19 protein-coding genes are annotated in these 24,748 nt (G+C 65.4%); 9 read left to right on the top strand and 10 right to left on the bottom strand.

Annotated elements, in window-relative coordinates:
* Window positions 1-262: 262 nt before the first annotated feature.
* Together GWQ44_RS28450 and GWQ44_RS28455 are read left to right on the top strand one after the other, a co-directional pair.
* Window positions 263-1,885 (top strand): methyl-accepting chemotaxis protein, encoded by a 1,623-nt coding sequence (locus GWQ44_RS28450; RefSeq protein ID WP_275928848.1) that lies wholly within the window; start codon window positions 263-265, stop codon window positions 1,883-1,885.
* A gap of 122 nt (window positions 1,886-2,007) precedes the next feature.
* The gene (locus tag GWQ44_RS28455) at window positions 2,008-3,219 is read left to right on the top strand and encodes an HD-GYP domain-containing protein (RefSeq protein WP_275928849.1); all 1,212 of its coding nucleotides are present in this window, start codon (window positions 2,008-2,010) and stop codon (window positions 3,217-3,219) included.
* A 3-nt stretch (window positions 3,220-3,222) separates the two neighbouring features.
* Here GWQ44_RS28455 and bkdR read toward each other — a convergent pair whose 3' ends face one another.
* Window positions 3,223-3,711: a Bkd operon transcriptional regulator BkdR gene (gene bkdR / locus GWQ44_RS28460; RefSeq protein ID WP_275928850.1), complete on the bottom strand. Its 489-nt coding sequence runs from the start codon at window positions 3,709-3,711 to the stop codon at window positions 3,223-3,225.
* Window positions 3,712-3,907: 196 nt separating this feature from the next.
* Here bkdR and GWQ44_RS28465 point away from each other — a divergent pair, with 196 nt between their 5' ends.
* The 5 genes from GWQ44_RS28465 to GWQ44_RS28485 all read left to right on the top strand — a co-directional run bounded on the left by GWQ44_RS28465 (window position 3,908) and on the right by GWQ44_RS28485 (window position 10,221).
* A complete protein-coding gene (locus GWQ44_RS28465) occupies window positions 3,908-5,143 on the top strand; it encodes a 3-methyl-2-oxobutanoate dehydrogenase (2-methylpropanoyl-transferring) subunit alpha (RefSeq protein ID WP_016963012.1) in 1,236 nt (411 codons plus the stop codon).
* 1 nt (window position 5,144) lies between these two features.
* Window positions 5,145-6,203, top strand: coding sequence for an alpha-ketoacid dehydrogenase subunit beta (locus GWQ44_RS28470; RefSeq protein ID WP_275928851.1), 1,059 nt, complete (start codon window positions 5,145-5,147; stop codon window positions 6,201-6,203).
* Complete coding sequence (locus GWQ44_RS28475; protein ID WP_275928852.1) at window positions 6,204-7,502, top strand: dihydrolipoamide acetyltransferase family protein; 1,299 nt, start codon at window positions 6,204-6,206, stop codon at window positions 7,500-7,502. It abuts the gene before it with no gap.
* A gap of 17 nt (window positions 7,503-7,519) precedes the next feature.
* Entirely contained in the window at window positions 7,520-8,911 is a 1,392-nt protein-coding gene (lpdA, locus tag GWQ44_RS28480) for a dihydrolipoyl dehydrogenase (RefSeq protein ID WP_275928853.1), read from the top strand.
* A gap of 290 nt (window positions 8,912-9,201) precedes the next feature.
* Entirely contained in the window at window positions 9,202-10,221 is a 1,020-nt protein-coding gene (locus GWQ44_RS28485) for a branched-chain amino acid aminotransferase (RefSeq protein WP_015635266.1), read from the top strand.
* 51 nt (window positions 10,222-10,272) lie between these two features.
* Here the strand turns inward: GWQ44_RS28485 and GWQ44_RS28490 are convergent, their stop codons facing one another.
* Together GWQ44_RS28490 and GWQ44_RS28495 are read right to left on the bottom strand one after the other, a co-directional pair.
* Window positions 10,273-11,109 carry a TIGR03915 family putative DNA repair protein gene (locus GWQ44_RS28490; protein WP_275928854.1) on the bottom strand — a complete coding sequence of 279 codons (837 nt, stop codon included), beginning with the start codon at window positions 11,107-11,109 and terminating at the stop codon, window positions 10,273-10,275.
* Window positions 11,106-12,326, bottom strand: coding sequence for a putative DNA modification/repair radical SAM protein (locus GWQ44_RS28495; protein ID WP_016965058.1), 1,221 nt, complete (start codon window positions 12,324-12,326; stop codon window positions 11,106-11,108). The genes GWQ44_RS28490 and GWQ44_RS28495 overlap by 4 nt, the downstream gene beginning before the upstream one ends.
* Before the next feature lie 176 nt (window positions 12,327-12,502).
* On the opposite strand from GWQ44_RS28495, the gene GWQ44_RS28500 reads away from it, so the two are divergent.
* Window positions 12,503-13,153: a sel1 repeat family protein gene (locus tag GWQ44_RS28500; protein WP_275928855.1), complete on the top strand. Its 651-nt coding sequence runs from the start codon at window positions 12,503-12,505 to the stop codon at window positions 13,151-13,153.
* A gap of 66 nt (window positions 13,154-13,219) precedes the next feature.
* Here GWQ44_RS28500 and GWQ44_RS28505 read toward each other — a convergent pair whose 3' ends face one another.
* The 6 genes from GWQ44_RS28505 to GWQ44_RS28530 all read right to left on the bottom strand — a co-directional run bounded on the left by GWQ44_RS28505 (window position 13,220) and on the right by GWQ44_RS28530 (window position 19,987).
* A complete protein-coding gene (locus tag GWQ44_RS28505; RefSeq protein WP_275928856.1) occupies window positions 13,220-14,386 on the bottom strand; it encodes a heparan-alpha-glucosaminide N-acetyltransferase domain-containing protein in 1,167 nt (388 codons plus the stop codon).
* Window positions 14,387-14,549: 163 nt separating this feature from the next.
* Complete coding sequence (locus GWQ44_RS28510) at window positions 14,550-15,347, bottom strand: transglutaminase family protein (protein WP_103742072.1); 798 nt, start codon at window positions 15,345-15,347, stop codon at window positions 14,550-14,552.
* Window positions 15,344-16,294, bottom strand: coding sequence for an alpha-E domain-containing protein (locus tag GWQ44_RS28515; RefSeq protein WP_047303834.1), 951 nt, complete (start codon window positions 16,292-16,294; stop codon window positions 15,344-15,346). The genes GWQ44_RS28510 and GWQ44_RS28515 overlap by 4 nt, the downstream gene beginning before the upstream one ends.
* Window positions 16,295-16,297: 3 nt before the next feature.
* The gene (locus tag GWQ44_RS28520; RefSeq protein ID WP_275928857.1) at window positions 16,298-17,707 is read right to left on the bottom strand and encodes a circularly permuted type 2 ATP-grasp protein; all 1,410 of its coding nucleotides are present in this window, start codon (window positions 17,705-17,707) and stop codon (window positions 16,298-16,300) included.
* Between the two features lie 484 nt (window positions 17,708-18,191).
* On the bottom strand, window positions 18,192-18,692 hold the full coding sequence (locus GWQ44_RS28525) for an AAA family ATPase (protein ID WP_016966137.1): 501 nt from the start codon (window positions 18,690-18,692) through the stop codon (window positions 18,192-18,194).
* 83 nt (window positions 18,693-18,775) lie between these two features.
* Window positions 18,776-19,987, bottom strand: coding sequence for an EAL domain-containing response regulator (locus tag GWQ44_RS28530; RefSeq protein WP_103742070.1), 1,212 nt, complete (start codon window positions 19,985-19,987; stop codon window positions 18,776-18,778).
* Between the two features lie 339 nt (window positions 19,988-20,326).
* Between GWQ44_RS28530 and GWQ44_RS28535 the strand changes: the two genes are divergently transcribed.
* Window positions 20,327-23,929 carry a transporter substrate-binding domain-containing protein gene (locus tag GWQ44_RS28535; protein WP_275928858.1) on the top strand — a complete coding sequence of 1,201 codons (3,603 nt, stop codon included), beginning with the start codon at window positions 20,327-20,329 and terminating at the stop codon, window positions 23,927-23,929.
* 51 nt (window positions 23,930-23,980) lie between these two features.
* Here the strand turns inward: GWQ44_RS28535 and GWQ44_RS28540 are convergent, their stop codons facing one another.
* The gene (locus GWQ44_RS28540; protein WP_047303827.1) at window positions 23,981-24,730 is read right to left on the bottom strand and encodes a metalloregulator ArsR/SmtB family transcription factor; all 750 of its coding nucleotides are present in this window, start codon (window positions 24,728-24,730) and stop codon (window positions 23,981-23,983) included.
* Window positions 24,731-24,748 lie beyond the last annotated feature (18 nt).

A 24,748-nucleotide genomic window follows, 5' to 3' on the forward strand; every position in this document is an offset into this window, starting at 1 on the left:
TTGGGCGTGCACAGCATGCCTGGGTCTTCGGCAAACGGCCTTGATAAGGGTCAAATGGAGCCGCACGAGGGTCGCCTAGACTGCACAAGTGACGCCTGCAAAAAAGGCATTGCCCGGCCTGTCGCCTAGCTGAACAATCGCGAAAATCTAGAAATACTTTTTAATATTTCTACAGATTTTTCACTTCAATGAGATCAGATTGGCATCAAGGCGACAGGGAGTCGAAGTATCAGCCGTACCACTCCAAACAAGCAGGTGCCTTATGGTGACAAGAAACATGAAATTGACCTTGCGTGCGCTAATCAGCTTCGGCTCGATCTGCGTGTTATTGGTTGGCCTGGGAGGACTGGCCCTGTGGAAGATGGGACAGATCCATGACGCCGCGGTAGAACTGCAAACCAACTGGCTGCCCAGCGTACGGCAAGCCACCCTGATCGAATCCAGCACCCTGCGCCTGCGCCTCGAAACCCTGCACTATGTCACCGAGAATGCGGCTGACAAGGCCGCCACCCTGAACAACCTTGGAACCCTCAAGAACAACCTCAACCAGGCCATCAAGGACTACGCGGCGCTGGTATCCAGCCCCCATGAGCAAGACACCTACGACCGGGTCAAGAGCGGCGCCCAGGCCTACCAGGACAAGCTGGCCGTGCTCCTGGAAAGCAGCAAGACCAGCAGCACCGAAGAGGCCACCAACTATGTCAACCAGGTGACGGTGCCCCTGGCCAACACCCTGCAGTCCTCCATCGATGAGCTGATCCGCATCAACGAACAAGGCGCGGCGCAATCGGCCACCGATGCCGGCGCCCAGTTCACCGCCGGGATTACCCTGACCGGGGTGATCATTGTCGTGGCCATCCTGCTCACCGCGCTGATTGCCATGCTCTTCACCCGCAGCATCATCCTGCCGGTGCAGACCCTGCTGGCGACCACGCGGAAAATCGCCGAGGGCGATCTGCGCACCCAGGTTGAAGTCAGCGGCCAGGACGAGCTCACCGAGCTGCAGACTGCCACCCGGGCCATGCTCGACAGCCTGAAGTCGACCATCCGCCACATTGCCGATTCGTCCACCCAACTGGCCTCGGCCGCCGAGGAGATGAGCGCCATCACCCGCGAGTCCAACGCCGGCATCCAGCAGCAGAGCATGGAGACCGAACAGGCCGCCACGGCGGTCAACGAAATGACCGCCGCCGTCGAGGAAGTGGCGCGCAACGCGGTGTCCGCTTCGCAGTCGACCCAGGAATCCGAGCGCTCCGCCGGGCTGGGCAAGGAGCGGGTCGAGCAGACCATCCACTCCATCGAGAAGCTCACCGGCACCGTGGAAAACACCCGGGTGGAAATGGCCGGCCTGGCGCAACAGGCCCAGGACATCACCAAGGTCCTGGACGTGATCCGCGCCATTGCCGAGCAGACCAACCTGCTGGCCCTCAACGCCGCCATCGAGGCCGCCCGGGCCGGCGAGCAAGGCCGCGGCTTTGCCGTGGTCGCCGATGAAGTGCGGGCCCTGGCCCACCGCACCCAGCTCTCGACCCAGGAAATCGAACAGATGATCCAGGGCATCCAGAGCGGTTCGAACAAAGCCATGCTGTCCATGCAACAGAGCAGCGAGGACGCCAGCCAGACCCTGGCCATCGCCCATGAAGCCGGCTCAGCCATCGGTCACATCACCCAGGCCATCAGCCACATCAACGAACGCAACCTGATGATTGCCACCGCCTCGGAGGAACAGGCCCAGGTGGCGCGCTCGGTGGATCAGAACCTGATGAGCATCCGCGACCTGTCGGTGCAGAGCTCGTCCGCCGCCAGCCAGACCTCCATCGCCAGCAGTGAACTGTCGAACCTGGCGATGGGTCTGAACAAGCTGGTGGCACGCTTCTCCCTGTGAGACGGGCCCAAGCCCGCCTGGAAGTCAGGTAGCACAAGCGCCGGTGTGGTTCGCCGACCAGCGGTTCCTTGCACGAGCCGCTGGCCGGCGACCAGCCGGTGCCCTGAAATGGAGTGCTGGTCATGTTGAAACACATCTCCATCCACCAGCTGCAAATGGGCATGTACATCCATCAATTCTGTGGTTCCTGGCTGGACCACTCGTTCTGGAAAGCCGGCTTCGTCCTCGACAGCCGGGAAGACCTGCAACGCCTGCAACGCTCCAACCTCAGTGGTCTGTGGATCGACACCGTCAAGGGCCGCGACCTGCCCGAGGCCAATGGCGCGCCAGCGCCAAGCGCCCCGCCACCGCCCCTGCCGGTCAGGGCGGCCACAGTGGCCACGCCCCGGGCGAGCATGGACGAGGAAGTCCAACGCGCGATCAAGCTCTGCGCCCACTCGCGCAAGGCGGTGATGGCGATGTTTCAGGAAGTGCGCATGGGCCAGGCCCTGGAGATGCAGCAAGCCGAGGAGCTGGTGGTGCAGATGAGCGAGTCGCTGCTGCGCCATCCCGATGCGCTGATCAGCCTGGCCCGCCTGAAGAGCGCCGATGACTACACCTATATGCATTCAGTGGCGGTGTGCGCGCTGATGCTGGCCACCGCCCGCCAACTGGGGCTGTCGGAGGAGTACATCCGCCTGGCGGGAATTGCCGGGCTGCTGCATGACGTGGGCAAACTGACCATTCCCGACAGCATCCTCAACAAACCGCAGAAGCTCTCGGACAGCGAATTCGAACAGGTCAAGCTGCACCCCGAAGCCGGTGGCGCGATCCTGCGGCAAAGTCCTGACGTGGATGCGCTGGTGCTCGACGTGTGCCTGCATCACCACGAGAAAGCCGACGGTTCCGGCTATCCGCACCACTTGGCGGGCAACCAGATCAGCCTGTTCGCGCAGATGGGCGCGGTGTGCGACGTGTACGACGCGGTGACCTCCAATCGCCCCTACAACCGTGGCTGGGACCCGGCCGAGGCGATCCAGCGCATGTCCACCTGGACCGGCCACTTCGACCAGCGGGTGTTCCAAGCGTTCGTCAAGAGCGTGGGCATCTATCCGGTGGGGGCCCTGGTGCGCCTGGAAAGCGGTCGCCTGGGGGTGGTGATCGAACAGAACCCCAAGTCGCTGCTCACGCCCAAGGTCCGGGTGTTTTTCTCCACCCGCTCCAACCTGCCCCTGGAGCAGAGCGTGGTCGACCTGGCCAAGGTCCAGGGCCAGGATCGCATCCTCGCCCGCGAAGCCCCGCAAGACTGGGAATTCAAGAACCTGGAGCAGCTCTGGAACCCGCTCCCGGCCTGAGCCTCAGGTGCCCAGGGTCAGGCCGTTGGCCGGCAGCGGCAACGCGGTCTTGTAGCGCACCTGCTTGAGGGCGAAGCTGGAACGGATATTGGCCACCCCGGGCACCTTGGTCAGAAAGTCCATCATGAAACGCTCCAGGGCCTGGATGGTCGGCACCAGCACGCGGATCAGGTAGTCCGGGTCGCCCGCCATCAGGTAGCACTCCATGACTTCCGGGCGATCGGCGATGGCCTCCTCGAAGTGCTGCAAGGCCTCCTCCACCTGCTTCTCCAGGCTGACGTGAATGAACACGTTGACGTGCAGCCCCAAGAGGTCGGCATCCAGCAGGGTCACCTGCTCGCGGATCAGCCCCAGTTCCTCCATGGCCTTGACCCGGTTGAAACACGGCGTGGACGAAAGATTCACCGAACGGGCGAGGTCGGCGTTGGTGATGCGGGCATTCTCCTGAAGACTGTTGAGAATGCCGATGTCGGTACGGTCCAGTTTGCGCATGAGACAAAACAACCTTTTTTTTATGTTTATGCAGATTTTTTATCTGCAAATGATCTCAAGCGCAATGAAACAGAGATAAATATTCTCCTTCGCCCGGCCTATGATGTTTGTAGGACAAGATTTCTTTTACCCAAAGAATGACTGTCAGCTAGCGCGCCCAATTACAAGAAATCCACAAGATCGAGCGTAGAAAGCCATGACCACCGCGTATGAACCACTACGCCTGCACGTTCCCGAACCCTCGGGCCGTCCCGGCTGCAAGACCGACTTCACCTACCTGCGCCTGAACGACGCCGGCCTGGCCCGCAAACCCCCTATCGATATCGAACCTGCCGACTGCGCCGACCTGGCCCGGGGCCTGATTCGCGTGCTCGACGACCAGGGCAACGCCTTGGGCGACTGGGCCGCGGACATGCCGCTGGAGATCCTGCGCAAGGGCATGCGCGCCATGCTCAAGACGCGGATCTTCGACAACCGCATGGTGGTCGCCCAGCGCCAGAAGAAGATGTCCTTCTACATGCAGAGCCTGGGCGAGGAAGCCATCGGCAGTGCCCAGGCCCTGGCCCTGAACATCGACGACATGTGCTTCCCCACCTACCGCCAGCAGAGCATCCTGATGGCCCGGGACGTGCCGCTGGTGGAGATGATCTGCCAACTGCTGTCCAACGAGCGCGATCCGCTCAAGGGACGCCAGTTGCCGATCATGTACTCGGTGAAGGAATCCGGCTTTTTCACCATCTCCGGCAACCTGGCGACCCAGTTCGTGCAAGGCGTGGGCTGGGGCATGGCCTCGGCGATCAAGGGCGATACCAAGATCGCCTCGGCCTGGATCGGCGACGGCGCCACCGCCGAGTCGGACTTCCACACCGCCCTGACCTTCGCCCACGTGTACCGCGCACCGGTGATCCTCAACGTGGTCAACAACCAGTGGGCGATCTCCACCTTCCAGGCGATTGCCGGCGGTGAAGCCACCACCTTCGCCGGACGCGGCGTGGGCTGCGGCATCGCTTCGCTACGGGTCGACGGCAACGATTTCCTCGCGGTCTACGCCGCCTCGCGCTGGGCTGCCGAACGCGCCCGGCGCAACCTCGGGCCGACCCTGATCGAATGGGTCACCTACCGCGCCGGCCCGCACTCCACCTCCGACGACCCGTCGAAGTACCGCCCGGCCGACGACTGGAGCCACTTCCCCCTGGGCGATCCGATTGCCCGCCTCAAGCAGCACCTGATCAAGATCGGCCAGTGGTCCGAAGAGGAACACGCCGCGGTCAGCGCCGAGCTCGAAGCCCAGGTCATCGCCGCGCAGAAGGAAGCCGAACAGTACGGCACCCTCGCCGGCGGCCAGATCCCCAGCGCCGCGACCATGTTCGAGGACGTCTACAAGGACATGCCCGAGCACCTGAAACGCCAACGCCAGGAACTGGGGGTCTGAGATGAACGATCACAACAACAATATCCAGCTGGAAACCGCCATGACCACCACCACCATGACCATGATCCAGGCCCTGCGCTCGGCCATGGATGTGATGCTTGAGCGTGACGACAACGTGGTGGTATTCGGCCAGGACGTCGGTTACTTCGGCGGCGTGTTCCGCTGCACCGAGGGCCTGCAGGCCAAGTACGGCACCTCGCGGGTGTTCGACGCGCCGATCTCGGAAAGCGGCATCGTCGGCGCGGCCATCGGCATGGGCGCCTACGGCCTGCGCCCGGTGGCGGAAATCCAGTTCGCCGACTACGTCTACCCGGCATCCGACCAGATCATTTCCGAAGCCGCGCGCCTGCGCTATCGCTCCGCCGGCCAGTTCACCGCGCCGATGACCCTGCGCATGCCGTGCGGCGGCGGCATCTACGGCGGGCAGACCCACAGCCAGAGCATCGAGGCGATGTTCACCCAGGTCTGCGGCCTGCGCACCGTGATGCCGTCCAACCCCTACGACGCCAAGGGCCTGCTGATCGCCTCCATCGAAAACGATGACCCGGTGATCTTCCTCGAACCCAAGCGCCTGTATAACGGCCCGTTCGACGGCCACCACGACCGCCCGGTAACCCCCTGGTCGAAACACCCGGCGGCCCAAGTGCCGGACGGCTACTACAAGGTGCCGCTGGACGTGGCGGCCATCGCCCGCCCGGGCAAGGACGTCACCGTCCTCACCTACGGCACCACGGTCTATGTGTCGCAAGTGGCGGCCGAGGAAACCGGCATCGACGCCGAGGTCATCGACCTGCGCAGCCTGTGGCCCCTGGACCTGGAGACCATCGTCAAGTCGGTGAAGAAGACCGGCCGTTGCGTGGTGGTGCATGAAGCCACCCGTACCTGCGGGTTCGGCGCCGAGCTGGTGTCGCTGGTGCAGGAACACTGCTTCCACCACCTGGAAGCCCCGATCGAGCGCGTCACCGGTTGGGATACGCCGTATCCCCACGCGCAGGAGTGGGCATATTTCCCAGGGCCGTCCCGAGTGGGCGCGGCGCTGCAACGGGTCATGGAGGTCTGAATGGGCACGCACGTTATCAAGATGCCGGACATCGGCGAAGGCATCGCGGAAGTGGAACTGGCGCAGTGGCACGTAAAAGTCGGCGACCAGGTGGTTGAAGACCAGGTGCTGGCGGACGTGATGACCGACAAGGCGATGGTCGACATCCCCTCCCCGGTGCACGGCACGGTCATCTCCCTGGGTGGCGAACCCGGTGAAGTGATGGCGGTGGGCAGCATCCTCATCAGCATCGAAGTCGAAGGCGCGGGCAACCTCAAGGAGTCCGCCCAGGCCGCCGCGCCGGCGGCAAAAGCGCCGGCAGCTATTAATAAGCCTGCTCCCGCGCCAGTGGTCGAAGCGCCAAGGGTGGAACAAGCCGTCGCCAGCCAGGCCGCCTGCCGTCCCGCGCCCCAGGCGCCGGTGGCGCGCCAGGCCGACGAGCGTCCCCTGGCCTCGCCAGCCGTGCGCAAACACGCCCTGGACCTGGGCATCCAGCTGCGCCTGGTGCAAGGCAGCGGCCCGGCCGGGCGCATCCTGCACCAAGACCTGGAGGCCTACCTGGCCCAGGACAGCCAGCCGCTCAAGGGCTACTCGGCGCCGGGCACAGGTTATGCCGAGCGCCACGACGAAGAGCAGATCCAGGTGATCGGCATGCGCCGCAAGATCGCCCAGCGCATGCAGGAGTCCAAGCACCGCGCCGCGCACTTCAGCTATGTCGAGGAAGTGGACGTCACCGCCCTGGAAGAGCTGCGCATCCACCTCAATGAAAAACACGGCGCCAGCCGCGGCAAGCTGACCCTGCTGCCATTTCTGGTGCGGGCCATGGTCGTGGCCCTGCGCGACTTCCCGCAGATCAACGCGCGCTACGACGACGAGGCCCAGATCATCACCCGCCACGGCGCGGTGCATGTCGGGGTCGCCACCCAGAGCGACGTCGGCCTGATGGTGCCGGTGGTACGTCACGCCGAAGCCCGCAGCCTGTGGGGCAACGCCGAGGAAATCTCGCGCCTGGCCAAGGCCGCCCGCAGCGGCAAGGCAGCCCGGGATGAACTGTCCGGCTCCACCATCACCCTCACCAGCCTCGGCGCCCTGGGCGGGATCGTCAGCACCCCGGTGCTGAACCTGCCGGAAGTGGCGATTGTCGGGGTCAACCGCATCGTCGAGCGGCCGATGGTGATCAAGGGCCAGATCGTGATCCGCAAGATGATGAACCTCTCCAGCTCCTTCGATCACCGGGTGGTCGACGGCATGGACGCTGCGCAATTCATCCAGGCCATTCGCGGCCTGCTCGAACAACCCGCCACGCTGTTTGTGGACTGAGCATCAGAGGAGCAGGCATGCAACAGACTCTCAATACCCAACTGCTGATCATCGGCGGCGGTCCTGGCGGTTACGTGGCGGCGATCCGTGCCGGCCAGCTGGGCATCTCCACCATCCTGGTGGAAGGCCAGGCCCTGGGCGGCACCTGCCTGAACATCGGCTGCATCCCGTCCAAGGCGCTGATTCATGTCGCCGAGCAGTTCCACCAGACCCGCCACCACAGCCAGGGCTCGGCCCTGGGCATCGAAGTGGCGGCGCCGACCCTGAACATCGACAAGAGCGTGGAATGGAAGGACGGCATCGTCGACCGCCTGACCACCGGGGTCGCCGCGCTGCTGAAGAAAAACAAGGTCCAGGTGATTCAGGGCTGGGCCAAGGTCATCGACGGCAAGACCGTGGAGATCGAAGGCACCGATACCCGCATCCACTGCGAACACCTGCTGCTGGCCACCGGTTCGAAAAGCGTCAACCTGCCGATGCTGCCCATCGGCGGGCCGATCATCTCCTCCACCGAGGCCCTGGCGCCCAAGACCCTGCCCAAGCGCCTGACCGTGGTCGGTGGCGGCTACATCGGCCTGGAACTGGGCATTGCCTACCGCAAGCTCGGGGTCGAGGTCAGCGTGGTCGAAGCCCAGGAACGCATCCTGCCGGCCTACGACGCGGAACTGACCCAGCCGGTGCTGGAATCGGTGAAGCAGCTGGGGATCAAGCTCTACCTCAAGCACAGCGTGCTGGGCTTCGATGCCGCCAGCAGCAGCCTGCAGGTGCGCGAACCCAATGGCGACACCCTGAACCTGAGCACCGATCAGGTGCTGGTGGCGGTGGGCCGCAAGCCCAACACCCAGGGCTGGAACCTGGAAAGTCTGAACCTGGAGATGAACGGCGCGGCGATCAAGATCGACCACCGCTGCCAGACCAGCATGCGCAATGTCTGGGCCATCGGCGACCTCAGCGGCGAACCGATGCTCGCGCACCGGGCCATGGCCCAGGGCGAGATGGTCGCCGAGCTGATCGCCGGCAAGCACCGGGAATTCAACCCGGCGGCGATCCCGGCGGTGTGCTTCACCGACCCGGAACTGGTGGTGGTGGGCAAGACCCCGGACGAGGCCCGCGCCGCGGGCCTCGATTGCATCGTCAGCAGCTTCCCGTTCGCGGCCAATGGCCGGGCCATGACCCTGGAATCGAAAAGCGGTTTCGTGCGGGTGGTGGCGCGAAGTGACAATCACCTGATTGTCGGCTGGCAGGCGGTGGGGGTCGGGGTCTCCGAATTGTCCACGGCGTTCGGCCAATCCCTGGAAATGGGCGCGCGCCTGGAAGACATCGGCGGCACCATCCACGCCCACCCGACCCTGGGTGAAGCGGTCCAGGAAGCGGCGCTGCGGGCCCTGGGCCACGCCCTGCATCTGTAACCATTCAAGGGGCACACAGGACAACGCCCAGGTAGGAGCGAGCCTGCTCGCGAAAGAGCTGGCGGGGATAGCCAAGCGTTCGCGCCGGGGCCTTCGCGAGCAAGCTCGCTCCTACAGGGGGGGTACGGGGGCTGTCTGGGGGAAAGTTTCATGAGCAGGCTAAGTTTTTTTGCGCCCCCTCCCATCGTCCGGGATGCGGTCCGCCCCCGGAATGCAGTATTGTTGTGCCCATCCAAAAAACGTCAGAAGCCTTGAGCCGTTCCGGCGGTTGTTAAGTGATAGAGGGTGTCATGGGTAACGAAAGCATCAATTGGGACAAGCTGGGTTTTGACTACATCAAGACAGACAAGCGCTATCTGTCGCACTGGCGTAACGGCGAGTGGGACGCAGGCACCCTGACTGAAGACAACGTGCTGCACATCAGCGAGGGCTCCACCGCCCTGCACTACGGTCAGCAATGTTTCGAAGGCCTCAAGGCCTACCGCTGCAAGGACGGCTCGATCAACCTGTTCCGTCCGGACCAGAACGCCGCGCGCATGCAGCGCAGCTGCGCCCGCCTGCTGATGCCGCAGGTGTCCACCGAGCAGTTCATCGAAGCCTGCAAGGCCGTGGTCAAGGCCAACGAGCGCTTCATTCCGCCTTACGGCACCGGCGGCGCGCTGTACCTGCGTCCGTTCGTGATCGGCGTGGGTGACAACATCGGCGTGCGCACCGCGCCGGAGTTCATCTTCTCGATCTTCGCCATCCCGGTCGGCGCCTACTTCAAGGGCGGCCTGACCCCGCACAACTTCCTGATCTCCAGCTACGACCGCGCCGCCCCGCAAGGCACCGGCGCGGCCAAGGTCGGTGGCAACTACGCCGCCAGCCTGATGCCCGGCTCCCAGGCCAAAAAGGCCAGCTTCGCCGACTGCATCTACCTCGATCCGCTGACCCACAGCAAGATCGAGGAAGTCGGTTCGGCCAACTTCTTCGGCATCACCCACGACGACAAATTCGTCACCCCCAACTCGCCATCGGTACTGCCGGGTATCACCCGCCTGTCGCTGATCGAGCTGGCCAAGACCCGCCTGGGCCTGGAAGTGGTCGAAGGCGACGTGTTCATCGACAAGCTCTCGGACTTCAAGGAAGCCGGCGCCTGCGGTACTGCCGCGGTGATCACACCGATCGGCGGCATCCAGTACCAGGACAAGCTGCACGTGTTCTACAGCGAAAAAGACGTCGGCCCGATCACCCAGAAGCTCTACAAAGAGCTGACCGGCGTGCAGACCGGCGACGTGGAAGCGCCAGCGGGCTGGATCGTCAAGGTCTGATTCGCCCCCCGCCGCACCCGAGCCCGCCCCTGTTTGCCAGGGGCGGGCTTTTTATTGCCCGCTGCCAATCCGCTTGCCACGCCTTGCTGCCACCGCACTGGCCTGGCCATCGCGCTGCTTGCCGTGGCGCGCTTCGCTGATCAGTGCCGGAATCAGCGGTCCCTCCGGCAGGTGCTTCCAGAACCGGGTCGGCAAATGCCCCTGCATGGCCCTGGGGTTGAGCCGCGCCGGGTTGAAGATGTGGCTGTAGTAGGCCAGCCACAGCTCGCCTCCGGGGTCGTCGCCGGCCTGGGCCAGTTGCTGCCAGCCTGTGGGGCACTGGCGCTGGTGGTGCAGGTGCTCGCCGTCGAAATACACCCCGTCCCGGGGCGTGGCGATCATCCAGCGGTGGCGCCCCATGCGTCCGATGAAATGCCGGCTGGCCGGGGCCAGGATGTCGTGGGCCGGTTCGTGCCAGGCCACGTATTCAGGCTGCTCGGCCAGGGATGAGCGGCCCTCGGGCAGCCTGACGAAACGCACGAAGGCATGCAGGTGATGGGCCTCGCGGTCGACCTGTTTGATCCGCCGCTGCAACTCGCTGCCCAGTTGATCGCCGCTGAGCATGGCCGTGCGGTCGCCATGGCTGACCCGCCACAGCACCTCGTAGAGCAGGCTCCAGCGCTGCTCGCCGCGATAGCAGGCGGCCCGTTGCAACAGCTCCAGCAGGGCCTGGGGAATGCGCGCGCGAAAGGGTCCGGGCTGTTCCGGGCAGCTCTCGTCGCTGGCAAACAGGTCGGCCTCCCGCTCCCCGGCCCAGCTGACCCGGCTCGGGTCGATGGAATGACTGAGCAACCAGCGCGCCTGCTGGCGCCAGGTGTCGAACAGGTCGTCGCAGTCCAGGCTGATCATCCCCAGAGCCCCATCTGCTGCGGTTGCGGCCGGTCCCGCAGCTGCTGATAGAGCAGCGCGCTGCTGGTTTCCGCCTGCTGCGGGTGATAGTCGCTGGTGATGAAGAACGGCTTGGCCTTGCTCAGCACGCAGCGCATGCGCGCCAGGTCCTCGAAGCGGATGCGCCGCTCGCGGCGCAGCTCCACCAGGCGTTGGGTGGTGCGCAGGCCGATCCCCGGAATGCGTGAGATCAGCGCCGGCTCGGCGCGGTTCAGGTCCAGGGGAAACAGGCTGCGGTTGTCCAGGGCCCAGGCCAGCTTGGGGTCGATATCCAGGGCCAGGTGCCCCGGCCCCTTGAAGAGTTCGTTGGCGCTGAAGCCATAGCCGCGCAACAGGAAGTCGGCCTGGTACAGACGGTGCTCGCGCATCAGCGGCGGCGCGGCCAGGGGCACGCTTTTCGGGCTGTTGGGGATCGGGCTGAACGCCGAGTAATAGACCCGGCGTAGGCGAAAATTGCCGTACAGCGCCTCGGCGCTGTGGAGAATGGTGCTGTCATCGGTATCGTCGGCACCGACGATCATCTGGGTGCTCTGCCCGGCCGGGGCGAAACGCGGCGCCCGAGGCTCGTTGAGCACGGTCTGCTCGCCGGTATAGATGGTGCGCATGGCCTGCTTGATCGAGCCCAGGTGTTTTTCTGGGGCCAGGGTCTTGAGGCCCTGGTCGGTGGGCAGCTCGACATTGACGCTGAGGCGGTCGGCATAGCGCCCGGCCTGCTCGATCAGCAACGGGTCAGCGTCGGGGATGGTCTTGAGGTGGATGTAGCCGCGGAACTCGTGCTCCTCGCGCAGCAGCCGGGCCACCCGCACCAGTTGTTCCATGGTGTAGTCCGCCGAGCGGATGATACCGGAGCTGAGGAACAAGCCGCTGACACAGTTGCGCCGGTAGAAATCCAGGGTCAGGCGCACCACTTCCTCGGGGCTGAAACGGGCCCGGGGCACATCGCTGGAACGGCGGTTGACGCAGTACTGGCAGTCATACAGGCAGAAATTGGTCAGCAGCACCTTGAGCAGCGAGACGCAGCGTCCATCCGGCGTATAGCTGTGGCAGATGCCCATGCCATTGCTCGAACCCAACCCACTCTTGCCTTCGGAGCTGCGCTTTGGCGCGCCGCTGCTGGCGCAGGAAGCGTCGTACTTGGCGGCGTCGGCGAGGATGCTCAGCTTGTCGATCAGTTGCATGGTCAGGCCCGGATACTGTTTTTATATACAGTACAGAGTAAAACCCCGGGACCACAAGAGAGTGGCCGCAGGCAAAATGAAAAAAACCTCTCGACACCCCACCGGCAGCCTGGAGCTATTGCTGAAAATCCTTAAGATACGCCCGCGCCCAAGACCTCTGGAAAGGACTCTGCCCCATGCCTCGTCACTACCGTTTCTGCCTGTTCGGCATGGCCCTGCTGTCGAGCCTTGCCGCCAATGCCGCGCCCACCGACCTGGCACTGATCGACGCCCTGTACGCCAAAGTCCAGGCCCGGCAAGACTGGCAAGCCCAGGCCAGGCAATGCCCCGGCGACAACATGCCGGCCAGGACCGCGACCCGGGCCACGCAGGCCAACCGCTGCGACACCCCGGAGCAACTGGGGGCCTGTCTGCAGCGCTGCGAAACCGGCGACGGCAACGATTGCTACTGGCTGGCAACCACCCTGCAACAGGCCAAAGGGCCCGCCGCAGGCTATGAACCGCTGTACCAGCGCGCTTGCAGCCTGGGCCTGGTTTCCGGCTGCACCAACCGCGCCGCCGGCATGCTCACCGCCGACGCCGACAACCAGGCCACCCGCCACTGTGCGGTGCAGACCTTCAACAAGGCCTGTGAGCTGAATGATCCCTGGGCCTGCACCCTGTACGGCTTCCACCTGAGCCGGGGCATAGGTGTAGCGCCCGATGCCGATCTGGCGCTGAAGGTGCTGGATAAATCCTACAAGTACGGCCCCGCCGACCCGGCCTGCAGCGGGGCTCGCCAGTTGCAGGAAGAGATCCGCGAGGCCATTCGCGCGGCGCGGCCCTGACAGTCGTCGGGGGATGCTTTCGCCGGTCAGCCGGCTCCTGCGGGAAACATGCCGGCGAACCATCCCTCAAAAGTACTTCAGCCATCCCAGGTCGCGGCGCCGCGCCTTGAGCCGGGCGAAGGCGCGCACCGGCGGGTAAAGCAGCACCGCCAGCAGCGGCGTGATCAGCCACAGCCAGCCCAGCGAATCGAAGCCGAAATAGGCCCCATGGTTGCGCCCCAACAGCGCCACGGCCAACAGATACATGCCCTTGAGCAGATACAGGTGCAACAGGTAGAAGAACATCGGCGCGCCACCCAATACCCCGAGCACCGCGACCCAACGGCGTTCCTGGCAGCGCTCCAGGGCGCGCAGCAAAAGCAGCCCCACGCCCAGGGTCAGGGCGATGAACAGCAGCGACGGTGGGTACTTGGTGATATTGAAGAAGCTCATCAGGGTTTGCACCCAGCTGTCGCCACTGACCCAGGGCCGCTCGCCATAACCGTTGAGCAGACGCAGCAGGACAAACCCCGCCAGCGCCGCCAGCCCGCACCGCAGCAACCAGCGCTGGCGCCGCTGGCTGTCGGCCTCGGCGGCGAACCACGGCCCCAGCACATAGCCCAGGCCGATCACGCCGATCCACGGCAGCAGCGGATAGGAAGTGCGCAGGCGCAAGGCCTCGCCGAATTCGATCCAGCCCCGGTCATGCAGGATCGCCCAAGGCACATGCAGCGCCTCGCCCGCGGCGAAATGCACGCCATCGAGCAGGTTGTGCCCGCCGATCAGCAGCAGGCTCAGCGCCAGCAGCACGGCGCGCGGCAACCACAGCAGCGCCGCCAGCGCCAGCATGCTCAAGCCGATGACCCAGATCACCTGCAGGTAGATCACGCTCGGCGGGATCTGCCCGGTCCAGGCGAAGTTCACCAGGGTCAGTTCCAGCAGCACCAGGAACAACCCGCGCTTGAACAGAAAGGCGCTGGCCTCGGCCCGATGGCCGTGCTTGTGGGCAAACAGGCTGGCCGAAAGCCCGGTCAGCAGGACAAAGACCGGCGCGCACAGGTGTGCCAGGGTGCGGCTGACAAACAGCCCGGGCTCGGTAGTGGCGACGTCCATCGGGTCGCTGACCTGGCGGTGCAGAAAGAAGGTTTCGCGGACGTGGTCCAGAAGCATCAACAGCATCACCAGCCCGCGCAAGGCATCAATGCTCAGCAGCCGGGAGCCCGGGCGGGTACACGTATCGGACAAGGCACTCATGAAAAAGCCATCACCACCTGAAGTTCAAAGAAACGGCGCCGCTCGGGGAGCGGCGAAAGACCGTTACCTTATAACATCAACTGACAATGACCAAAGGCTCGATCCAGCGGCACCCGTGGGCGGGCTGTCCCGCGCGGTGCCGGCTCAATGACGGCAACCGGCACTACTGGTGCTGTACCTGCACCATCGAACTGACCTGGACCCGGGCCAGCATCTGCTCCGCCCCTCCCCCACGCCGCATGCCGCGCACCGGGCAGGCATCCAGGTAATCCAGGCCCACCGCCAGTTTCAGGTGCCGCTCGGGGCGGGTCAGGCGGTTGGTCACGTCGAAGCTGTACCAGCCGTCGTCGAGCCAGGCTTCGGCCCAGGCATGACTGGCCAGATGGCTGGCGTCCTCGGTGCACAGGTAGCCGGACACATAGCGCGCGGGAATCCCCAGGCTGCGGGCGCAGGCCAGGAACGCGTGGGTATGGTCCTGGCAGACCCCGGCCCCCCCGGCAAAGGCCTCGGCCGCGGTGCTGCCGACTCCGGTGGCGCCGGGGCTGTAGGGCATGTGCTCGGCCAGGGCCTGCATCAGCTCGGTGAGCGCGGCGCGGTCGCGCCCTTCGCCGCAGTGGCGCCGGGCAAACTCGCAGAGGGCCGCGTCGGCCTTGCTCAGGTGGCTGGTGCGCAGGAACGGCAGCGGCGACTGGCTGTCGCCTTCCACCTCGCGGCCCTCGTCGATCTGCACTTCGCCAAAGGCGGTGAGGATGATGGCGCCATGGGGCTCGTCGAGGGTCATGACGTGCAGGATGTTGCCGTAGGGATCGCGCTGGGCGCGGACCCGGCGTGGCAGTTCCAGCTGCCACTGCAGGACCCGCTGGCGCTGGCTGTCCTGGGGCGTCAGGCGCAGGAACTGGATGCTGGTGCAGACTTCGTCGGCGTAGCTGTAGGTTGTGTCGTGGCGAATGGACAGTTTCATACCACCTCCAGATAGGATTCGTGCACGGTCTGCCCCAGGTGGCGGATCTGCCCGATGCAATCGGTCAGCCACTGGTGCAGGCCGGAGTCGAGAATCTCCTCGATCCCGGTGTAGCGCAGGCGGGCATTGAGTTCGGCGGCCAGGCGCTGGGCCGGGCGGCCGTTGTCCCCCGGCAGGGTGGCCAGGAGCTGGTCCAGCTCCTCGACACAGGCCAGCAGGGAGCGCGGTACGTCGGCGCGCAGCAGCAACATCTCGGACACCTGCTCGGCCCCCGGGGCATTGCGGTAGATCTCGTTGAACGCCTCGAAGGACGACAAGGCGCGGAGCAAGGCGCTCCACTGGTAGTAGCCCCGGGCCGAATCGTCGCTGACCTCCTCGGACTCCTCGCCGAACATTTCGTAGCGTGCGTCCAGCAGGCGCAGGGTGTTGTCGGCGCGCTCGATGAAGGTCCCCAGGCGTATGAAGCGGTAAGCGTCGTTGCGCATGATGGTGCCGACGGTGGCGCCGCGAAACAGGTGCGAGCGCTCCTTGACCCATTCGCAGAACTGGCTGATGCCGTAGCGCCCCAGGCCGCTGGCGGCGATGTTGCGCATCTCCAGCCAGGTGGCGTTCATGTTCTCCCACATGTCGGCGGTGATCCGCCCGCGCACCGCGTGGGCATTGCTGCGCGCCGCACGCAGGCAGCAATAGATGCTGCCGGGGTTGGTGTCGTCGAGGGCAAAGAAGTGCAGCATGCGCTCGCTGTTGAGTTCACCGTAGCGCTGGTTGTAGTCGTCCAGGGTGCCGGCGGCCAGCAGCGACATGGACAGTTCGGCATGGCCGTCGCCGCGCCCGGCCTGGGGCATCAGCGACAGCGAGTAACTGACGTCGAGCATGCGCGCCAGGTTCTCGGCACGCTCCAGGTAGCGGGACATCCAGTACAGGTCCGCAGCGGTTCTTGAGAGCATGGTTCAGTCCTCCACTACCCAGGTGTCTTTGGTACCGCCGCCCTGGGACGAGTTCACCACCAGCGAGCCCTCGCGCAGCGCGACGCGGGTCAGGCCGCCAGGCACCAGGCGGGTTTCTCGGCCAGACAGGACGAACGGTCGCAGGTCGATGTGCCGCGGCGCGATGCCGTTTTCGACGAAGGTCGGACAGGTCGACAGCGACAGGGTCGGCTGGGCGATGTACGCCTCGGGACGGGCCTTGAGCCGGGCGCGGAACTCCTCGATCTGGGCCGCCGTGGCCGCCGGCCCGACCAGCATGCCGTAGCCGCCGGAACCCTGGGTTTCCTTGACCACCAGGTCCGACAGGTTGGCCAGCACATGGGACAGCTCGGCGGGGTTGCGGCACTGCCAGGTGGGCACGTTCTTGAGGATCGGCTCCTCGCTGAGGTAGAAGCGGATCATCTCGTCCACGTAGGGGTAGATCGACTTGTCGTCGGCGACCCCGGTGCCCACGGCGTTGGCCAGCACCACGTTGCCGCAACGGTAGGCGGCGATCAGCCCGGGCACGCCGAGCAGGGAGTCGGGGTTGAACGACAGCGGATCGAGAAAGGCGTCGTCCAGCCGGCGATAGATCACATCCACCGCCTGGGCGCCGGCCGTGGTGCGCATGAATACCCGGTCGTCACGCACGAACAGGTCGGCCCCTTCCACCAGTTCCACGCCCATCTCCCGGGCCAGGAACGCATGCTCGAAATAGGCGCTGTTGAAGCGTCCCGGGGTCAGCACCACCACCGTGGGATGGTCCAGGGGGCTGGCGCTTTTCAGGGTTTCGAGCAGCAGGTTGGGGTAATGGTCGATGGGCGCGATGCGCTGGGCGGCGAACAGTTCGGGAAACAGACGCATCATCATCTTGCGGTCTTCGAGCATATAGCTCACGCCGCTGGGGGTGCGCAGGTTGTCTTCGAGCACGTAGTAGCTACCGTCGCCGTCGCGCACCAGGTCCACCCCGGCGATATGGGCGTAGATGCCGCGGTGCAGGTTCAGGCCCTGCATGGCCACCTGATAGCCCTCGTTGGCCAGCACCTGTTCGGCGGGAATGATGCCCTCCTTGATGATCCTCTGGCCCTGATAGATATCGGCCAGGAACAGGTTCAGCGCCTGGACCCGCTGCACGCAGCCGCGCTCCACGGTGCGCCACTCGCTGGCCTTGATGCTGCGGGGAATGATGTCGAAGGGGATCAACCGCTCGGTGCCCTGCTCGTCGCCGTACAGGGTGAAGGTGATACCGGCGCGATGGAACAACAGATCGGCTTCGCGCCGCCGCTGCTCCAGAAGCTCCAGGGGGGTGTCCGCCAACCAACGGGCGAACGCTGCGTAATGGGGTCGACACGTGCCGCTGGCAGCGTACATTTCATCGAAAAAAGCGCGGGACATAGCCAACTCCTTGCCGTGATGCAAACGGCTTCTTATCTGAACCCTGTGTGTACCTAACCCGGCTTTGCCCTGGCAGGGATCCTGGCTCCCTGACCGTGAAAACACCTCCTCAGTGCTGTGTCGGGGCGGCCCCTGCCGCCCTGGTGAAACAGCGGTAGCAATCGCTATGCCGCAAATGCGCAAACAGCGGGCAAAGCGCCGCCGCGCGCCAAAAATGCTCAATAAGCGACATTTAGTTTCATAAAAGTGACCCGGCCACCCCGAACCAGACCGACCTTGGACCTGTTCAAGAGCGCTCGGACGCCACCGGGGGCAACGGGCGCGGGCAGAATCGGTGCACAAAGCCCGACAGCGGATTTTCTTGCCCCGTAACCGGGAGTTTTTTCACCCAATCCTGCTCACAGCGGCCGTTGCGCCCCTGAGCAATGACTGTAGCTGCACCATTGAGGTTCAAAGCAAAAATCGGCGCGGGCGGCCCCGGGCCTCAGGGGCGCGCCGGCAAGCTGGCCAGAATCACCGCCACAGCCTGCTCCGGCGTCAGCCGCGCGCTGTCCAGGCGCAGGGGCGGCGACGCCCAGGCCTGATACTCGTGGGTTTGCACTGATTGCCAGTCGGGCGCTTGCAGGCCCGGTACATCCAGTTGCCGGGTTTCCACCCGCCGGCGATGCTCCAGCGGATCGCCACAGTGCACTTCGATGTCCAGCAGCGCGACCCCCAGCCTGTCCGCCAGCCGGCGCCAGGCTTGACGACTTTCGGCCACTGGATTGACGCAGTCCGCCAGCACGCTATTGCCCAGGGCCAGGTTGGCCTCGGCCAGTTGCAGGGCGATCTGGTAGCCGCCCTTGCCCACCTCGGGCAGGCCGGCATCGCGCAAGCCCTGCTCGATGCTGTCGATGCGCAGGTAGGTGGCCCCCAGGTGCGGCACCAGGGCACGGGCGATGGTGGTCTTGCCGGTGCCCGGCAAGCCGCTGAAGACGATGAGCATGCAAGAACCTGCCTGAATCAAGGGGCCCACAGCTTCGCCACAATGGCTGCCCGCGTCCAGCGCCACGGCTCAGCCGGTGACCCTCAGGGCGCCTGCTGCGACAACTGCTCGGGCGCCCTGCGCGGCCAGGCCAGCAACTCGCTTTCCGACATCGGCCGGGCATACCAGTAGCCCTGGCCCAGCACGCAGCCCATGTCCAGCAGCAGGCGCCGTTCAAGCTGGGTTTCCACGCCCTCCACCACCAGGCACATTTCCAGGCTGCTGGCCAACGCCAGGGAGGCTCCCACCACCGCGCGACAGCGCGGCTGGCGCACCAGTTCGCGGACGAAATGCGCGTCGAGCTTGATCTGGTTGAACGGCAGCTCGCACAGGCGCTGCAAGGAGGAATAGCCCGCGCCGAAATCGTCGATCGCCAGGTTGCACTTCATCATGCGCAGGCGCACCAGGTTTTCCAGGCTGATGGCCGGGGCCTGCACCAGCCCGACCTCGGTGATTTCGAAACTCAGCAAGTGCGGCGGCACCTGATGCCGTTCGAGGGCCTGGCGGATATGCCCGACGATGTCGCTGCAGGCCAGTTGCCGGGGCATCAGGTTGAACGCCAGCTCCAGCTCTTCGCCCTGATCCAGCAGCCGCCGCTGCAGGGCCATGCTCTGATCGAGCTGCTGATGAAACACCCGGTCCAGCAGGCCTTCGGCCTCCAGCTCAGCGAGAAACGCCGCCGGCGCCAGCACGCCGCGCTGCGGATGGAGCCAGCGCACCAGCACCTCGGCGCCACGGCAGGTGGCCTGCTGCAAGTCGAACTTGGGCTGGTAGTAGGACACGAACTGCCCCTGCTCCACGCCCTGCAGCAGCTCTTGGCGGTTCACCGGGTCGAACTGCCGGGGCGGCGGCGCGGGGGGCTGCTGGTAGTGGCGCAGTTGATAGAGTTCGAGCATCGCCTGCAGGGCCGCCAGTTCCGCCGGCTTGCCCACATCCCCGAGCACGATCAGCCCGTGCAGGCTGATCATCTGCAGCACCGCGCGCCGCAGGTCGGGCTCGATCAGGCTGTAGAGAATCACCGCCCGCACCAGTTGCTCCTCGCTGGCCCGGCGCAGGAACTCCAGGCCGTCCATGCCCGCCATCTGCAGGTCACAGAGCACGATGTCCGCCGCGCCGCGGCTGCGCAGCAGCTCCAGGGCACTGGTTCCGTCGAACGCCGCCAGGGGCGCCACCACCCCCAGGCGCTGCAACTGCTCCAGGACCAGCAACTGCTGCACCGGGTGATCTTCCAGAACCAGTATCTTCAAGGTATTCAAGCGCGGCTCCAGGCTCAGCGACGATCGCCGAAATGCTGCCGATGACAGGGCCGCCGACAGCGTTCAGGGCAGCCACCGGCCTCCCCACGGGAAGCTTACGAATAAAAACAAGCGTATCGCTAACCGCAAGCCGGTCAAGGCAGCGCCCTGACCTTCGGTCCGCCCGTGCCAGCGGTCTTGCCCGAGCCCCCGCAACCCGGGAAAATAGCCGCGTTTGGCGCCGTTCCTTGATCTATATTTACCTCCAGCATTGGCGCTCAGCCCTTGTCCGGCTGATGACGCAGCCTGCCACTTTGCTCTTCGATCCACCCTTGTGCCGTTCCTCGATCAGGAGCCCCGATGCTTCGTTTTATCCTGCCCATGCTGATGTCGCTGGCGTGCCTGCCGGCCATGAGCGACACCCCTCCCACCCTGCAGCTGCTCAATTATGAATCCCCCCATCACCACCAACTGTCCCTGACCAGTGACGACTGGCAATGGTTGCGCAACAAGCGCGAGCTGGTGCTGGGCACCGCGCAGCAAAACCTGCCGCCGCTGGAAATGGTCAACGAAACCAAGGAGTACGAAGGCGTTACCGCCGACTACGTCGGCCTGCTGGCCGACGCTCTGGGGGTGAAGATCAGCGTCCGTGCCTACGACACCCGCGAGCAGGTGTTCAATGCCCTGGCCAGGGGCGAGATCGACCTGATGGGCAGCGTCACCCAGGACGAGGCCCGGCCACGCCAGCTGCTGCTCAGCCAGAGCTACCTGGTCAATCGCCCGACCCTGGTCGCCCGCCTGGGGGATTCACCATCGCTCAAAGGCGGCTTGCAGGGACGCCGCCTGGCCATCTCCCAGGACACCATCAGCCTGCCCGTGGCCCAGGCCATGTACCCCCTGGCGCAGATCGAAACCTACGGTAGCGCGGATGCGGCCATGGCCGCCGTGGCCTTCGGCGATGCCGACGTGCTGCTCAGCGACGCCGTCTCGGCGCAGTTTCTGATCTCGCGCAACTACAGCGACTACCTGCGGATCATCTACAGCGGCCCGGCCAGCATCTCCGGCTTTGCCTTCGCGGTGAGCCCGGACAACCGGCAACTGCAGCATTCGCTCGACGCCGCCCTGCGCGCGATCCACAAGGAGCAGGACATCAGCATCCGCAATCGCTGGGGCGACCGGCTGTTGCTGAGCATGGAAAAAACCAGCCTCACCCCCGAAGAACAGCGCTGGATCGAAAAGAACCCGGTGGTGCGCATCGGCATTCACCGCTACCTGCCACCGATGTCCTACTTCGACGCCGACGGCAATTACCTGGGGATCACCGCCGATCTGCTGGCGATGCTGGAGGCCAAGACCGGACTGACCTTCGAAATCACCCCGCTGCCCAGCTTCAAGGACCTCAACGACGCCGTGCACGAGGGCCGGGTGCAGATGGTCGCCGATCGGGCCCGCACGCCCGAGCGCGAAACCTACCTGCAGTTCACCCGCCCCTACCTGGTCGGGCCCTACATGCTGATCACCCGCGACGCCGCCGACGCACCGAAAAGCCTGGAAGACATGGCCGGCAAGACCCTGCTGATCGGCAGCGGTCACGCCCTGGTGGCCCTGCTGCGCCAGCGCTATCCACAGATCCGCATCAAGGAGGTGCAGACCAACTTCGAAGCCCTGTCCCTGCTTCGCGACCACAAGGCCGACGCCGCGGTGCAGGCGGAAATCGCCGTCAGCTTCAACTTGCCGCGCATCAAGGCAGACCAGCTCAAGGTCCGCTCGGCCCTCAACCTGCCCTTGCTCAACGAGTCCTTTGCCGTGCGCCGCGACCAGCTGGAACTGTTCAGCATCATCGACAAGTCCCTGCGCAGCATTTCTCCGGACGCCATTACCGAGCTCAACAATCGCTGGCGTTCCAAGGCGGCCGTCGCGCCCCCCTCCTGGCGCGACTACCGCACCACCCTGTACCTGGCCGGCGCGGCGTCGATCGTGCTGCTGCTGATCGCCCTGGCCTGGGGCTACGCCATGCGCCGCCAGGTCAGCCAGCGAGAACGCGCCGAGCATGCCCTCAACGACCAGCTGCGCTTCATGGACGCGCTGATCAACGGCACGCCCAACCCGATCTACGTGCGCGACCGCGACCGGCGCCTGGTGATCTGCAACGACAGCTACCTCAAGACCATGGGCACCGATCGCCAGAGCGTGCTGGGCAGCAACCTCGAACAACTGGCGGTGCCCGAGGCCGGGCTGTTCGCCACCGACTTCCAGAGCATCCTCGACGGCGGCCCGCCGCTGCTGATCGACCGCACGGTGCACATCCGCGGCCAGCAGATGCAGATCTACCACTGGATGCTGCCCTACCGCGATGCCCAGGGCGAAATCCTCGGCATCATCGGCGGCTGGCTGGACATCAGCGAACGCCAGCAACTGCTGAATGAACTGACCCAGGCCAAGAACGACGCCGACAAGGCCAACCGGGCCAAGACCACCTTCCTGGCCACCATGAGCCATGAAATCCGCACCCCCATGAGTGCGGTGATCGGCATGCTCGAACTGGCCCTCAAGCGCGCCGACCAGGGTCAGCTCGACCGCCCTTCAATCGAGGTGGCCTACAGTTCGGCCCTGGGTCTGCTGGAACTGATCGGCGACATCCTCGACATCGCGCGGATCGAAAGCGGGCGCCTGAGCCTGAGCCCCGAGCGGGCCAATCTGCGGGATCTGGTGGAATCGGTGTTCCGGGTCTTCGATGGCCTGGCCCGGCAAAAGGGCCTGCGCCTGGAACTGGACCTGGACAGCAGCGCCAGCGGCGACGTGCTGGTCGACCCGCTGCGCTTCAAGCAGATCCTCTCGAACCTGGTGAGCAACGCCATCAAGTTCACCGAGCGCGGCAGCGTGCAGATCCGCCTGCAGGCCGAGCGCGACGACCCGCAGACCCTGCCCCTGCAACTGACGGTGCGGGACACCGGCATCGGCATCGAACCCGAGGACCAGCAGCTGCTGTTCCAGCCTTTCAGCCAGGTCCCCGGACAACACCAGAACGCCCGCTCGGGGACCGGGCTGGGGCTGGTGATCTGCCGCACCCTGTGCGAAATGATGGGCGGCCAGTTGAGCCTGCAAAGCCAGCCTGGGGTCGGCACCCTGGCCCGGGTCCAGCTGCAGCTGAGCCGACTCGAACCCCTGCCGGATACACCGGCGCCGGTGGTGCAGGACAGCCTGCCGCCGGCCACCCGGGCGGCGTTGCACATCCTGGTGGTGGACGACAGCCAGGCCAACCGCCAACTGCTCTGCGAGCAACTGCGCTTTCTCGACTACTCGCTGAGCCAGGCGCAGAACGGCGCCGAAGCCTACAAGCTGTGGCTGCGGGAAACCTTCGATGTGGTGATCACCGACTGCAACATGCCGGTGATGAACGGCTACGAACTGACCCGGCAGATTCGCCTCGCCGAGCAGATCCAGGGACGACCGCCGGCGCAGATCCTGGGCTTCACCGCCAACGTCCAGCCCGAGGAGCAGCAACGCTGCCTGGACGCCGGCATGAACGGCTGCATCTTCAAGCCCATCGCCCTGCCCGAGCTGGATCGACGCCTGCGACAGTTGCAGGCACTGCCGCGCACCCAGCTGAAAAGCACCAGCCAGCGTTTCGACATCCAGCAACTGGACCACCTCACCGGCGGCAATCCCGACTCCATCCAGCGCGTGCTCAAGGGCTTGCAGCAGAGCAACCAGCAGGACCTGAAACAGATCCGCGAACGGCTCGCCAGTGCCGACAGCAAAGGGGTCGCCGAGCTGGCCCACCGCATCCATGGCGCGGCGCGGATCATCCAGGCCCAGGCCCTGATCGATGAATGCGAATACCTGGAAAAGGCCTGCCGCGAAGGCGCCAATGCCGATCAGATCAAGGCGGCATTGACGCGCTTGGAGCAGGCCATGCTCGGGCTCGACCGCGACTTGCTGCAGGCCCTGGAGTCCGATTGACCGGCCCCTGCGGCGCCGGGCGAGCCCCGGGTGCCGCGTCCTCGTGGGGGCTCAGCCCCCCAGTTGCTGCAGCTCCAGACTGGCCGAGGCCGACAGCGGCCGCGACGGCTGGATCAGCGGCATGCCAAAACGCTTGCTGATGTAGCGCCCGCCGGTGCCGGTCAGGGTCAAGGCCCGGCTGTCCAGGTCGCGGACCAGCCATTTGCGCTCCAGCAATACCCGCAGCAACGCAGCGCCGAGGGCGCCCCCCAGGTGCGGGCGGCGCATGCTCCAGTCCAGGCAGGGGCAGGCAACGCGGCGGCGCAGGGTGCGAAGCTCGGCGACCTCGATGCCCAGGCCACGGAAGAACTCGACGCCGCTGTCGCTGACTGGGTACTCCTCGCCCTCCCCGGCCGCCAGTAACCAGCCGGCTTCGAGCATGCGGTCGTGCAACTGCACCCCCAGGGTGCCCGCCAGGTGGTCGTAGCAGGTGCGGGCGAACTGCAGGCGGTCCGGGGTGCGCGGGGTGAAGGTGCTGCCCTGGCCGATCACCATCAGCGCCTCCAGGGCCTGGGCCACCAGAGGATCGCCGAGGTCGTAGTAACGGTGCCGGCCCTGGACCTGCACCCGCAGCAAACCGGCGTCCTTGAGCTTGGCCAGGTGGGCGCTGGCGGTGGAGGTGCTGACCTGGGCAATCGCCGCCAGTTCGGTGCTGGTGCGGGCGTGCCCGTCCATCAGGGCACAGAGCATCCGGGTCCGGGCCGGCTCGGCGATGGCCGCCGCCACGTTGGATAGCCCGAGGTCGTTCTGTACTACATTCATATTTCGCTCCATGACGAA

Origin of the sequence: Pseudomonas sp. 3MA1 (genome assembly GCF_029237275.1) — a bacterium.
In the GTDB taxonomy this organism is placed as follows: Bacteria; Pseudomonadota; Gammaproteobacteria; order Pseudomonadales; family Pseudomonadaceae; genus Aquipseudomonas; species Aquipseudomonas fluorescens_AP.

Bases quoted from the DNA above. Each gene is read 5' to 3' on its own strand.
- GWQ44_RS28450 (WP_275928848.1), top strand. From the start codon at position 263: ATGGTGACAAGAAACATGAAATTGACCTTGCGTGCGCTAATCAGCTTC.
- GWQ44_RS28455 (WP_275928849.1), top strand. From the start codon at position 2,008: ATGTTGAAACACATCTCCATCCACCAGCTGCAAATGGGCATGTACATC.
- bkdR (WP_275928850.1), bottom strand. From the start codon at position 3,711: ATGCGCAAACTGGACCGTACCGACATCGGCATTCTCAACAGTCTTCAG.
- GWQ44_RS28465 (WP_016963012.1), top strand. From the start codon at position 3,908: ATGACCACCGCGTATGAACCACTACGCCTGCACGTTCCCGAACCCTCG.
- GWQ44_RS28470 (WP_275928851.1), top strand. From the start codon at position 5,145: ATGAACGATCACAACAACAATATCCAGCTGGAAACCGCCATGACCACC.
- GWQ44_RS28475 (WP_275928852.1), top strand. From the start codon at position 6,204: ATGGGCACGCACGTTATCAAGATGCCGGACATCGGCGAAGGCATCGCG.
- lpdA (WP_275928853.1), top strand. From the start codon at position 7,520: ATGCAACAGACTCTCAATACCCAACTGCTGATCATCGGCGGCGGTCCT.
- GWQ44_RS28485 (WP_015635266.1), top strand. From the start codon at position 9,202: ATGGGTAACGAAAGCATCAATTGGGACAAGCTGGGTTTTGACTACATC.
- GWQ44_RS28490 (WP_275928854.1), bottom strand. From the start codon at position 11,109: ATGATCAGCCTGGACTGCGACGACCTGTTCGACACCTGGCGCCAGCAG.
- GWQ44_RS28495 (WP_016965058.1), bottom strand. From the start codon at position 12,326: ATGCAACTGATCGACAAGCTGAGCATCCTCGCCGACGCCGCCAAGTAC.
- GWQ44_RS28500 (WP_275928855.1), top strand. From the start codon at position 12,503: ATGCCTCGTCACTACCGTTTCTGCCTGTTCGGCATGGCCCTGCTGTCG.
- GWQ44_RS28505 (WP_275928856.1), bottom strand. From the start codon at position 14,386: ATGAGTGCCTTGTCCGATACGTGTACCCGCCCGGGCTCCCGGCTGCTG.
- GWQ44_RS28510 (WP_103742072.1), bottom strand. From the start codon at position 15,347: ATGAAACTGTCCATTCGCCACGACACAACCTACAGCTACGCCGACGAA.
- GWQ44_RS28515 (WP_047303834.1), bottom strand. From the start codon at position 16,294: ATGCTCTCAAGAACCGCTGCGGACCTGTACTGGATGTCCCGCTACCTG.
- GWQ44_RS28520 (WP_275928857.1), bottom strand. From the start codon at position 17,707: ATGTCCCGCGCTTTTTTCGATGAAATGTACGCTGCCAGCGGCACGTGT.
- GWQ44_RS28525 (WP_016966137.1), bottom strand. From the start codon at position 18,692: ATGCTCATCGTCTTCAGCGGCTTGCCGGGCACCGGCAAGACCACCATC.
- GWQ44_RS28535 (WP_275928858.1), top strand. From the start codon at position 20,327: ATGCTTCGTTTTATCCTGCCCATGCTGATGTCGCTGGCGTGCCTGCCG.
- GWQ44_RS28540 (WP_047303827.1), bottom strand. From the start codon at position 24,730: ATGAATGTAGTACAGAACGACCTCGGGCTATCCAACGTGGCGGCGGCC.